The sequence below is a fragment of the Robertkochia solimangrovi genome, from assembly GCF_007279655.1.
Taxonomy (GTDB): domain Bacteria; phylum Bacteroidota; class Bacteroidia; order Flavobacteriales; family Flavobacteriaceae; genus Robertkochia; species Robertkochia solimangrovi.
This window is the reverse complement of sequence record NZ_QKWN01000008.1, coordinates 281,274-293,970: the sequence shown is the minus strand read 5'-3', so window position 1 is coordinate 293,970 and position 12,697 is coordinate 281,274. Positions and strand designations below refer to the sequence as shown.

The window sequence follows — 12,697 nt, the reverse complement described above, 5'->3', positions numbered from 1 at the left end:
AAAAAAAAAAAAAACGGGGACGCGAGAGCAGACCTGACTTTTTTATTTGCAGTAGTGATCGTATTCAGGATCACGGAGGTAATCTTCATTAAAGCCTGTATTGCTGTATTTAAGATCTGTAACCCCATACGTATCTGTTTCACAAGAGGTGTCCCTTTTTATTCGTTTCCTTCCTGTTTCGATTAAGGCTATCCAGGAATAGACGCCATTGATATACATTATAAAAGGGTTTAAAGATGCCTTTATTAACATTTTTCAAAATACCATTAATCTGTCTTAGAAATTTACCCAAACAGATAACCACTTTTTTGATGTTGTACACGATGGTCATATTAAATCCTATGCAAAAAGTTTACTCCGAAAGTGAGCGTTCTATTTCCCATAAAATAAGACAGGATAAAACAACTTTCCCTTCATCCCTGATTACCCAATTTCCAAACCCTGCTCAATAAACTTTAGATGAAATTTAGAATCTCCAAATAATTTTAAAGTTTTAAATTTAATCTAATGAAGTTTCTGATAGCTGAAGACGAACAAGAATTACAAAAATCGATTGTAACCTATTTGCAAAGAGATGGAAATCTTTGTGAGGTGGCATCAGATTTTAAAGAGGCAATAGAAAAAGTCGCCATTTATGACTATGACCTTATTGTTCTTGATGTTAATCTGGTTACCGGGAGTGGCCTTGATGTTCTCAAAACCCTTAAAAAGGAGAAAAAAAATACTGGGGTTATCATTATATCTGCTAACAACTCTCTGAGCGATAAATTAGAAGGGCTTGATTTAGGGGCTGATGATTACATTACAAAGCCATTTCATCTTGCTGAACTATATTCGAGAATTAATGCGCTTTTGCGGCGAAGTAAATTTGGAGGAAATGAGATTATTGAATTCAATGAAATAAAAATTAATACCAAATCTCGTTCGGTATATGTTTTTCAAAAACCCATTTTACTCACTAAAAAAGAATATGACTTATTGGTATTTTTTATTTCGAACAAAGGAAGGGTACTCTCGAAAGAAATTATAGCTGAACATTTGTGGGGAGATGATAGTGATTTACTGGATAATTTTGACTTCATCTATGTCCACATAAATAATCTTAGAAAAAAGCTTACTGCTGAAGGTTCAAAATATATTAAAACTGCCTATGGCAGTGGTTATAAATTTATAGAAGACTAAAAGATGAACACCAAATCAAGACTCATAAAAAAGTCATCCAAAACCTTTCTCTCTACCGGTTTGGTATTAGCCTTGTTAAGCGCTTTAGTCTTATATTTTTATACCAAGCAACAACTTCAAAATGAAGTTGAAGAAGTTTTAAATTCCACGGAGGCTCGAGTGGAAAATGCCTTGGAAAACCATTTCATTGTAAAATCATTGCCTCCAGTTATCGTGGTTAAGGAGGTTGAAACTCTATTGGAGAAAAGCTTAAAAGACACCACCATTTATGATCCCTCGCAAGACGAGATGGAGTTATTTCGTGAGCTTTCTGTTTTTAAACATATCAATGGCAAGAATTATCAGATTACCGTACGGGAAATGGTTGTGGAATCTGAGGATTTTCTATTTGCAATTATGATTTCGAATATCACCATATTTGGATTGGCTTTTTTATTCCTGTTTTATTTTAACACCAAAAAAAATATAGCACTTTGGAGGCCATTTTTCAAAAATTTAGAGCAAATGAAAAGTTTCTCATTAGTTTCGAATGAACCTTTGGAATTAGTAGATAGTGATGTACTGGAGTTTTCAGAATTAAAGAATGAAATAACTACTCTTACCAAAAAAGTACGTGCTGACTACGAAAACCTCAAGCAGTTTACAGAGGACATCTCTCATGAAATGCAGACACCACTGGCTATTATTCAAGCGAAGCTTGATAACATCATTAACCATCAAGACATTAGTGATAAACAATTTGATCATATCACGTCAATTCAGGAAGATATTCTGCGCCTAAAGCAATTAAACAAAAAAGTTACCACGCTTACAAAAATTGACAATAATCAATTCATTAATATTGGTAGGATTAACCTCACTACACTCATTCAAGAAAAAGTTGAAAGCTATAATGAGCTGCATTTAGCGAGTTTGATTTTAATTGAAAATGATACTTTGGAGGTTTCCATGGACACCTACCTCGCTGAAATTTTGGTAAACAATTTAATTTCAAATGCCGTTAAATACAATATAAACAATCAGCAGATAAGTATAAATACCAATAAAAAATCCTTACATATTTTCAATGCAGGCGATAAAGCTATTACAAATCCAGAACTACTTTTCCTTCGATTTTATAGAGAATCCAATGGCACAAAATCCACAGGATTAGGATTGGCAATAGTAAAAAAAATCTGCGATTTATATAAATTCAAAGTTTCTTATCACTTTGAAAAAGAGCATCATGTTTTCTCCGTAGTGTTTTCAGACTAATTTTTAATTTCCTTAACTTTTTCATGAATACTGCTTTAATATCCCTTTAGATTTCAATTTTACTTTTACCTTATTTAAATTGAAAATATTTACAATGAAATTATTTCTTTTCAACCTATTTCTATTACTCTTACAGGTAGTATATTCACAAGAAACCATCGCTATTACCGGACAAATTCTGGATCAGGAAACACAACATGTACTCCCTTATGTTACCATTGTAGTGAATGATGCAACATCCAAAATAATGGTATCCGGTACCATAAGTGATGAAAACGGACGCTTTGAAATCAAAAGCTTATCTACCGGTAATTATATTGTAAATATTTCGTTTTTGGGTTATGAAACAGTAGAGTATAAAATAACTTCAGGCGGACTTAACCCCATCTTCGATCTTGGAAAAATAACGCTCAAACCTTTAGCGGAAAATTTGGATGAGGTAACTGTTACTGCTAAACGATCAATGGTAAATGCAGCCCTGGATAGCAAGTCTTTTAACATTAAGGATAATATTGCCCAATCAGGTGGTTCCGTTGCCGACGCCATGAAAACAATGCCGGGAGTGGCTTTTGATCAAGATGGGAAAGTGATTTTAAGAGGAAGTGATAAGGTAATGGTATTAATCGATGGAAAGCAATCAAGTCTTACCGGTTTCGGCAACCAGAAAGGCCTTAACAATATTCCGGCTTCCAATATTGAACGTATTGAAATTATCAATAACCCTTCGGCTAAATACGATGCCACTGGAAATGCGGGTATCATCAACATTATTTATAAAAAAGAACAACAAACCGGGCTAAATGGTGATGTTGGCTTATCTTTCGGATTAGGAGTATTGTCTAAACGAAAAGCAGATACCCCTACTGATTATGGAAGTTATTCCATGAACCCCAAATTGATCCCAAGTCTCAATCTGAACTATCGAACTACCAAAATGAATTATTTCCTGCAATCAGAATTCATTGCGCAAGAAGCATTACCTAACAACGAATTTACAACACGACATTATAAAGATGGCAGGAACATCATTTCGCAGGTTCCGGAAAATCGAAAGCAGTTTCGAACCATTATATCCGGGGGTATTGATTGGGATTTAAGCACAAACGATGCTCTTACAATTTCAGGTATGTATGACCGGGAAAAACATGTAGACACTTCCCAGGTAGCATTTATCAATCTCGATAATAACATGCGTAACCGACTCTACTCCTGGAGGGAAGTTGAAATCACCAGTTTTATAAATATTGCCGCTAATTATAAACACAGCTTTGAGCAACCCGGACACTCCTTTTCCGCAAATCTTCAGTACACCAGGGGCCTGGAGGATGAGACCTACTCCCTCAATGACAGCTCTGCCATTCGTGTTGGAAAAGATAAAACAAATATTCGTGCTATAGAGCATACTACTACCATGTCTACCGACTATACCCGGGCATTGAGTTCCGGTAAAATTGAAGCGGGTATTAAACTGAGATTTCGATATCTACCAGTAAATTATACCATTTATCCCGGCAACCAATCCATTATTTACCCAAATCTGGGTGACTATTCCAACTGGAAAGAAAATCTTTATGCCGTATACGGAAACTACATTTTAGAAAAAGAACACTATGATATAGAAGCAGGACTAAGAGCCGAACAAACGGCTGTATCCTATAACCTGGATCCGCAAAACACCTACTACCCCAATAATGACAAATATGAGTACTTCGAGTTGTTTCCCAACATACGATTTACCTGGAAAATCAATGATAAAAACAAACTGTCCATCTTTTACAATCGTAGAATTGACAGACCGGGAGAACCGGAGTTACGTATATTCCCGAAATATGACGACCCGGAATTATTGAAGGTTGGAAACCCATATTTACGACCACAAACTACCAATAGTTATGAAGCTGCCCATCGATTTAGATGGGGTTCAGGATCCTTGTATTCTGCTGCCTATTTCCGTGAGATCAATCATACTTTCCTTCGTATTTACAGTATAGATAATAGCAATTACCAATATGATATTGTAAATAAAATTTACTCCAATGTCGACAAAAGCACCAATTCAGGGATCGAATTATTATTTAGTCAGGATATAAGTGATAACTGGAAAATAACTGCCAGCGGGAATTTTTATATAAACCGCATTGAAGCATTTCAGGGAACGCTTCTATTCCCAACACAGCGAAGCTTCACCATAGATAATTCTAAAGATAAAGCAGGCGATATTAAAATTTCAAACAGTTTCAATTTGCCTTGGGACTCAGAATTACAACTAACCGGTTTATGGTATAGTTCTCGTAATATTCCTCAGGGAACGCAATTAGCACGTTCATCTATCGATCTAGGATATAAAAAGAATTTATGGAATAAAACAGGAGAAATAACGCTCTCGGCAAGTGACCTCTTCAACAATTTTGGCTTGCGTCAAAAGATCAATGGAGATGGCTTTTCAACGCTTTATGAGAATTATTACGAAACACAAATTGTTCGCTTAGGAATGAAATATAAATTCTAGCAATTCAATGGAAAATACACTTTTGTTTAAAAGTACATTAACCAAAACCTTATTTTAAAATCTTCAATCATGGATACCCAAAACTTTAATAAAATAGCAGAAATAAGCATCCTGTTCTGGCTTATGAAAATCATAGCTACAACCTTAGGTGAAACCTTAGGTGATTTTATAGCTCAAACTTTAAACCTCGGCTACACCATTGGAATATTGATCACGCTGACATTTTTCCTGATTGTTCTGGCAATCCAATTGAACTCAAAAAAATATTTTCCCTTGTATTTCTGGTTGGTTATTGTTGCCACAACAACTTTAGGGACCGAGATATCCGACTTTATGGACAGAAGCCTAGGTTTAGGTTACACTTTAGGAAGTTTGGTCTTATTTCTTTGTCTAGTAATGACACTCTCACTTTGGTATACCAAGTATAAGAATCTGGCTGTTTACCCCATTTATGACAGAAAGAAAGAATTATTTTTCTGGACTGCCGTGTTATTCTCTAACAGCCTAGGTACTGCCTTTGGAGATTACTTGAGTGATGATTTAGGATTGAGCTATTTAACAGGTGCTTTAGTTACAGCTACGATAATTCTGGCAGTTATTCTGCTACATTACAATAAAAGAGTCAATCAAGTACTCCTATTCTGGATTGCTTTTATTTTTACTCGTCCCTTTGGTGCCACCTTTGGAGATTTCTTAACTAAACCCATAAACAAAGGCGGAATGGCTCTGGGCACCCTATCTGCTTCTATAGTTTCTCTGTTGTTGATGGGGGCTTTGGTGTTCATCGCACACCAAAAACATAAAAAAAATAAATTAGAACTTGAATAAATTTAGAATTCCTTAAAATCTACTTAAGAATTCAGTGTTAATTTTAGATTATTAATCACTATATAGAAAATTAAAAATGAAAACACTCAAAGTAATATTAGGAGCTTTTTTGACAATAAGTTTACTGGCATTTATCAAAGCGGGTGATAAGGTACCAGAAAAGGTGCGACAGGCATTTACAAAAAAATTTCCCACAGTCAATAAAGTGAAATGGGAAAAAGAGAATGAAAGAGAGTGGGAGGCTGAATTTAAATTAAATAAGGTTGAATATTCTGCTAATTTTCTCGTAGATGGTACTTGGCAAGAGACAGAACATGAAATTGATGAAACAGAAGTCCCTCAGCAAGTTAATGCAGCTTTGATATCAGCATTCCCGGGATACGAGGTGGAAGAAGTTGAAATATCAGAATCTTATACCGGAATCGTGTATGAATTTGAAATTGAAAAAGGAGAATCAGACATGGAGGTAACCATTGATGCCGCAGGAAAAATAATAAAAAAAGAATCGATAGAGAAAGATGAAGAGAAAGATTAATCAACGTAAAAAGATTTGTTGAATTTATAAACAACAGTTAATTAGATTGTTTGATGTAAAAGCCTTGTATGCTCCGTATTTATAAGGCTTTTCGTTTGATAGCTACAGGCTAAATCTTTAAAGTTTCTTTAGAATCAAGTAATAATTTTGACTCGGTTTAACCTACAAAGTTATTAATTGATGTCTAAATTATTTCCAGCCAGATTTGCGTTATTGAAAGCATTTGTAAGCCTATATTTAATCCTTTCCATTGTGGTTCGGTTTAGTTTTCTAATATGGAATTTTGCTGATATTGATACAAACCTTTTCATGCTGGCTAAAACATTTCTTACCGGCTCATTTTTTGATCTGCTAACAATTTCATTTTTTGCGATTCCCTATCTAACATATCAACTGCTAATACCAAGAAAATTCTATGGTTCAGTTTTAGACAAGTTCATCAGCTATACTGCCTTTTCAATTGGCACCTTTATACTTTTTTTCTCATTTTTTGGAGAATTTACTTTTTGGGATGAATTTCAAAGACGTTACAATTTTATTGCCGTAGATTATCTTATTTATACTTATGAGGTAGTTAAAAATATAAATGAGTCCTATCCCCTTCCTATTTTAATTACAAGCATGTTAGCGCTAACAAGCGCTAGTATATTTTTGGTATCCAGGTTGGGGTATTTTAAAGAAGTGTTCCAGAGTACCACAACTTTCAAAGCAAAATCCCTGGCAACTTTACCGTGGATTGCATTGGCAACTATTAGTTTGCTTTTCATTACAAACAACTTTGCTGACTTCTCTCCCAATCGCTATAACAATGAACTGGCAAAATCCGGTATCTACTCCTTTTTTGCTGCCTTCAGAAACAATGAATTGCCTTATAATGAATTTTACAAAACAATTCCGGAGGACAAAGCTTATCGGTTAGTTAAAGATAATTTATCTGATTCGAAAACTTCCCTTAAATATCCGGATGAAGACTCCATATACAGAACAATCATAAATTCGGATAGTGTTCATCAAGCTATAAAACCGAATGTTATTTTTATCTGCATTGAAAGTCTAAGTGGTAGTTTTTTAAAAGAATTCGGCAATGAGCATAATCTTACCCCGAATATTGATTCATTGATCAACAAAAGCCTTTTTTTTAATAATCTCTATGCGACCGGAACACGTACCGTAAGAGGCATGGAAGCCATAACATTATCGATCCCACCTACTCCCGGCCGCAGTATTTTAAAACGTAAAAATAATCAGGGATTATTTACAATTGGCACGGTGTTTAAGCAACAGGGATACCAAAGAAATTTCTTTTATGGTGGTGACGGATACTTTGATAATATGAACACCTATTTCGGTGGAAATGGTTTTAATATTATAGACCGCGGAAGAGGATTTTTATTGGATAACGCTATAACGACCACCCGTATAAATATTGAAGATCGAGACGTGACTTTTGAAAATGCGTGGGGAGTTTGTGATGCGGACATTTATAATAAAGTACTTCAATTGGCCGATCAATCATATGAAAAAAATAAGCCTTTTTTCGATTTCGTGATGACAACATCCAATCATAAACCTTATACTTACCCAGAAGGTAAAATAGACATTTCATCAGGAACGGGAAGAAATGGTGCTGTAAAATACACGGATTATGCCCTTGGAGAATTTATCAGAAAAGCCAAAGAAAAACCCTGGTTTGAGAATACCGTCTTCGTAGTAATGAGTGATCATTGTGCTAGCAGTGCCGGGCGTTGGGAACTGGATGTGCAAAATTATCAGATACCTGCACTGATATTCAATTTACCAAATTACAACCCTGAAAAAGTAAACAAACTCGCTTCCCAAATCGATGTGTTTCCTACTTTATTTTCATTACTACACTGGGACTATGATTCCAATTTATTCGGAAAAGACATTCTCGCAATGCAACCACAAGATGAAAGGGCTTTTATAGGCAATTATAGAAAATTGGGGTATTTAAAGGATCATAGGGTTTTAGTACTGGATGAAGAGCATAATGCTAATTTATACTATTGGAATCCCGCCGATAATAGCCTGAACAGAGCGTTAACGGATGAAAAATTTGAGGAGCAGAGCATTTCTAACTACCAAGTAGCAGATGACCTGTATCATAATGGAAAATTAAAACTTAAGGGGAATTAAGGTGATTAACATTCATTTCATTATAAACCCGATTGCAGGCTCCGGTAAAAATGAGCTTGACATAAAGTTATTACGGGAATACTTTGATGCTCACACTTTTAATATTGTACTTAAATACTCTGAATACAAGGGCCACGCAGTGAAACTCACCAATGATTCAATTAAAGATGATGCTAGGATTATTGTGGCATGTGGCGGAGATGGAACCATTAATGAGGTGGCTTCAACTTTAATTGGCACATCAATCTTGTTGGGAATTATCCCTATAGGTTCGGGAAATGGTCTGGCCTCCAATCTTTCAATCCCCAAAAATATCAAAAAGGCGCTTCGTTTAATACAACAGCAGCAATTTACCACTATAGATGTAGGGTGTGTAAATAACCGGTATTTCTTCAGTAATACGGGGTTAGGCTTACCAGCGAATGTAATTGAAAAGTACGAACTTTCGGAAAAAAGAACACTGTTAAGTTATGTTAGAGCCACTTTTAAATCGGTAAATCAGTATACAAAAAAGGAAAAATTACAGATTCAGATTAATGAAAAAACCACCTATTTGAATCCGTTTTTAATCCTCATTTCCAATTCAAATGAAATGGGTTATAATATGAGTTTAACTCCAAAAGCCAATTTACAGGACGGATTACTGGATGTGATAGTAATTCCTGAAATCAAGCTTATTAAAATGTTGTATTTCGGACTTTGCATGTTATTCCGAAAACCTGAATATTTAAAGGAGGCCTTATGCTTTCAATCGGATCATATAACCTTATTACGTACCCCAGGTTCAGGATTTCAATCGCAAATTGATGGTGAATTAGTAAAATTTGAAGATCAAAAGCTTACAATTAGTATCAAGGAAAGATCCTTAAATGTAATTATATAGTTATTCATCACATTAACCGACTTTAAAATTTCTTAAGATTTCCATGCTAATTTTAATGCAATAGAATACAAATTAATAGGCTAAAAAAAGGGATAAATGAAGTCGATTTTTTTTAAATATACAATATATTTTTTACTTCTATTGTGCATCGCTTCTACTAACCTCAATGCCCAGGAAAATTATGAATTATCCTCTTCTCAGGAGACTACCCAACAAATTGGTAATGTTGTCCTGATTGCTTTACCCACCGCAACACTTGCCACCTCAGCAATTATCGGTGATACTAAAGGAGCTTGGCAATTTACAAAAGGCTTGATAGTAAGCGAAGCTATCACTTATGCCCTGAAAATAGGTGTAAAAAAACAACGCCCGGATCTAAGCAATGAAAATTCATTTCCCTCCGGTCATACCTCCACCACATTTCACAGTGCAGGTTTTATACATAGAAGATATGGTTTAAAATACAGTATTCCTGCATACCTACTAGCCGGATTTACAGCAGCGAGTAGGATTGATGCCAAAAAGCATGACTTACTTGATGTTTTGACAGGTGCAGTAATAGGACTTGGAAGTAACTTGATTTTTACTTCCGAATATCAACAAGAACATTTACAATTAACCTTTAATAGTTATGAGGAGAATTATCTACTTGGATTTACATTTAAATTTTAATGACCATGAGAAATATTCTTTTTCTTGCAATACTATTAATACCTTTTTTCGGTATTTCGCAGGATGAATCTCCCTCTGAAATCAGGTTAGAAACCTATCTTGAAGTATCAGGCGATTATTTACAGCACGCTCCAGCGTTAGCAGCAATTATAACAATCATCGCAAAAAAAGACAGAAAAGGTTTTTGGGAATTTTCCAAATCATACGGTACAACTTTAGGGCTCACTTATATTTTAAAATATGCAATTGATAAGCCCAGACCTGATGGTAGAACAGATGGTAAAGCCTTTCCATCAGGTCATACCGCTGCTGCATTTTCGGGTGCTTCCTTTTTACAAAGACGTTATGGTTGGGAATATGGAATTCCAGCATACGCAGTGGCAGGATTTGTTGCATACAGCAGAGTGGAAGGAATTAACGATAGACATGATGGATGGGATATTTTGGGAGGTATCATCGTTGGTGTTGGGAGTACCTACCTTTTCACAACTCCCTATCAAAAAGAACATTATGAACTTACCTTTAAAAGTGGTGATGGGAATTATTTGGTAGGCTTCACTTATAAATTTTAATAAATACAAACTAGCCTTCATGAAGAGTATATTGATGTACATTGTAAGCCAAAAAGTTTATCTGTTACGGTAAAATTCAAGATTACACTTTTTGTATCTTAAAATGTCGGCTGGCCTTAAAAGGAGCCGAGGTAACTTTGAAAATAGAAAATTGAATTATAATCTAACATTTACAATCTACAATCAAACTGAATACCTGCGCGCTCTGTAAACAAAAAAGGCTGTCAGATTCGACAGCCTTTTTTGTTTATTACTCCAGTTATTACTTAACCTCTGAAACCCTATACAACCCGGCTCCGTGGTAATTGATAACCGGCTTGAATTCTGAATCTGAGTAGGTACCCAGATCCTTGTGCTCCCAAAGATCACGTATCAAATATTTTCCGGTGAGTCCCAGGTCGGTCAGATTGACCGGAATGGCAGTAGGTGCTTCATTCTTAGGGGTCGGATCCTGAGTGGCGATCATAAACTCTACAGTGGATCCTGTCTCACTGTTGGTCGCCGCAATATCGAGTCCTGCAAAGGCAGTAAATCGTTTGCTATTTTCCGGTAACTTATATCGGATGATCGATTGCGAATGTGTACCGATCCCGTTATTATAGGTGGTTCCTTTAATATTCAGATCGCCTCCGGAAATGCTTTTGTTTACGCCTATGGTACCCCATCCGGCAAAAGCTTCCTCCCATTCGAGCTCCGTTAATTTGATCTCCGTTCCATCCTCCAGGTGGACGATCGGATCGATCCAATCCGCATGATCCCAGGAAATTCCGTCACCTCCATCATTGACGATCAGGTACAATTCCTTGCTGTTTTCGGGAAGTTCGATATCGATATTCTCTCCAAATCCATCGGTAAGTTTCGATAGGGTACCACTGCGATAAAGGAGGTTATCCGTAGTTACAAATCCATCACCGGCACTGTTAAAAACGGCTACGTATTTGTCACCGGTCTTGGGATCATCGGCGGTCCAACCAATAAGGTCGTTCTCCTTGAACCATTGCCGGTTATTTTCGGAATAACCGTGAACCTCCAAAACCTCTTTATTGGTCAATAACGCATTGGTGAAGTCATCATTATCCGGTAGGTTTCCTCCGAACATTAAAGGGGACTTAAACATGGTCCATAACGTCATTAAGGTATATTGCTCATCTTTGGTAAACTTGGTGTAGCGATCAGTAGCACGCTCTCCTCGTATAAATTTCCCAAGGGGCAACATATCGGCATCCGGCCAGGCTCCTTGTGAGATATAGGGTGCCCATTCCGCACATTTTTCGAAGGAATAATTCAATTGTGCCCAGTTATCCCAAAAATCATCGATGGTTCTCCACATATTCGCATGTGCGGTTGCATGGGCATGCTCATCGATCGGCGTAGCACCCGGCGACATGCTCAATACGATCTTACGACCTGTCTGATCGATCGCATTCCGGATCAATTCAATCTCCTCGGTATGGTAAGGTCGTGAAAGGTCATCGACCTTTACAAAATCAACACCCCAGGAGGCGTACAGATCGAAGATAGAATTATAATATTCCTGTGCTCCCGGCTTACCGGCTACCACCGTATAATTATCCTGCAACCAGGTACATTCCGATTCGGTAGAATAGATATCAGCTGCGGTTAAATCTGTTCCCTTGATCGGTAATTTATTGAATACCGCCTCCTTAGGCACACCGCGCATGATATGAATCCCGAATTTAAGTCCTTTACTGTGCACATAATCTGCCAAAGCCTTAAACCCTACTCCATCCCCTGCAGAAGGAAAACGGGATGGTGATGGCATATAACGGCCGTATTCATCTAAAATGAAGGTGGAATTATCATAAGCATTATAATGTCCGGTAGTTTGGTTATCCACATACCAACGGATATCGACCACGACATATTCCCAGCCGAAATCCTTTAATTTTTCAGCCATATAATCGGCATTGGACTTCACCTCGTCTTCCACGACGGAAGGTCCGAAACAATCCCAGCTATTCCACCCCATGGGTGGTGTGGCTGCCCAACTTTTAAAGTCGGCTGCGGCGGTTTGTTGTTCTCCATTTTTACATGCTACCAACAGGGTAGCTATCAAGAGTATTTTAAGATATTTCATAGGTTTC

Annotated in this window: 11 protein-coding genes; 10 read left to right on the top strand and 1 reads right to left on the bottom strand. The window is 36.6% G+C overall.

Annotation, left to right across the window (positions count from 1 at the left end; all coding sequences use genetic code 11):
* The 10 genes from DMZ48_RS18705 to DMZ48_RS12810 form a co-directional block, all read left to right on the top strand.
* A partial coding sequence (locus tag DMZ48_RS18705) for a hypothetical protein (protein ID WP_206751707.1) occupies positions 1 to 186 on the top strand: 186 nt, incomplete at its 5' end.
* A 321-nt stretch (positions 187 to 507) separates the two neighbouring features.
* Positions 508 to 1,182 carry a response regulator transcription factor gene (locus DMZ48_RS12850; protein ID WP_143955555.1) on the top strand — a complete coding sequence of 225 codons (675 nt, stop codon included), beginning with the start codon at positions 508 to 510 and terminating at the stop codon, positions 1,180 to 1,182.
* A 3-nt stretch (positions 1,183 to 1,185) separates the two neighbouring features.
* Positions 1,186 to 2,436, top strand: coding sequence for a sensor histidine kinase (locus tag DMZ48_RS12845; RefSeq protein WP_143955554.1), 1,251 nt, complete (start codon positions 1,186 to 1,188; stop codon positions 2,434 to 2,436).
* A 94-nt stretch (positions 2,437 to 2,530) separates the two neighbouring features.
* Positions 2,531 to 4,945: a TonB-dependent receptor gene (locus tag DMZ48_RS12840; protein ID WP_143955553.1), complete on the top strand. Its 2,415-nt coding sequence runs from the start codon at positions 2,531 to 2,533 to the stop codon at positions 4,943 to 4,945.
* A 69-nt stretch (positions 4,946 to 5,014) separates the two neighbouring features.
* A complete protein-coding gene (locus tag DMZ48_RS12835; RefSeq protein ID WP_143955552.1) occupies positions 5,015 to 5,773 on the top strand; it encodes a COG4705 family protein in 759 nt (252 codons plus the stop codon).
* Between the two features lie 76 nt (positions 5,774 to 5,849).
* On the top strand, positions 5,850 to 6,308 hold the full coding sequence (locus tag DMZ48_RS12830; RefSeq protein WP_143955551.1) for a PepSY-like domain-containing protein: 459 nt from the start codon (positions 5,850 to 5,852) through the stop codon (positions 6,306 to 6,308).
* 213 nt (positions 6,309 to 6,521) lie between these two features.
* On the top strand, positions 6,522 to 8,465 hold the full coding sequence (locus tag DMZ48_RS12825) for an LTA synthase family protein (RefSeq protein ID WP_242009197.1): 1,944 nt from the start codon (positions 6,522 to 6,524) through the stop codon (positions 8,463 to 8,465).
* Position 8,466: 1 nt separating this feature from the next.
* Complete coding sequence (locus DMZ48_RS12820; protein ID WP_143955549.1) at positions 8,467 to 9,348, top strand: diacylglycerol/lipid kinase family protein; 882 nt, start codon at positions 8,467 to 8,469, stop codon at positions 9,346 to 9,348.
* 96 nt (positions 9,349 to 9,444) lie between these two features.
* Positions 9,445 to 10,020 carry a phosphatase PAP2 family protein gene (locus DMZ48_RS12815; RefSeq protein WP_143955548.1) on the top strand — a complete coding sequence of 192 codons (576 nt, stop codon included), beginning with the start codon at positions 9,445 to 9,447 and terminating at the stop codon, positions 10,018 to 10,020.
* Between the two features lie 5 nt (positions 10,021 to 10,025).
* Positions 10,026 to 10,592 (top strand): phosphatase PAP2 family protein, encoded by a 567-nt coding sequence (locus tag DMZ48_RS12810; protein WP_162558713.1) that lies wholly within the window; start codon positions 10,026 to 10,028, stop codon positions 10,590 to 10,592.
* A gap of 262 nt (positions 10,593 to 10,854) precedes the next feature.
* On the opposite strand, the gene DMZ48_RS12805 is transcribed toward DMZ48_RS12810, so the two are convergent.
* Positions 10,855 to 12,690 (bottom strand): NPCBM/NEW2 domain-containing protein, encoded by a 1,836-nt coding sequence (locus DMZ48_RS12805; RefSeq protein WP_143955546.1) that lies wholly within the window; start codon positions 12,688 to 12,690, stop codon positions 10,855 to 10,857.
* Between the last annotated feature and the right edge of the window lie 7 nt (positions 12,691 to 12,697).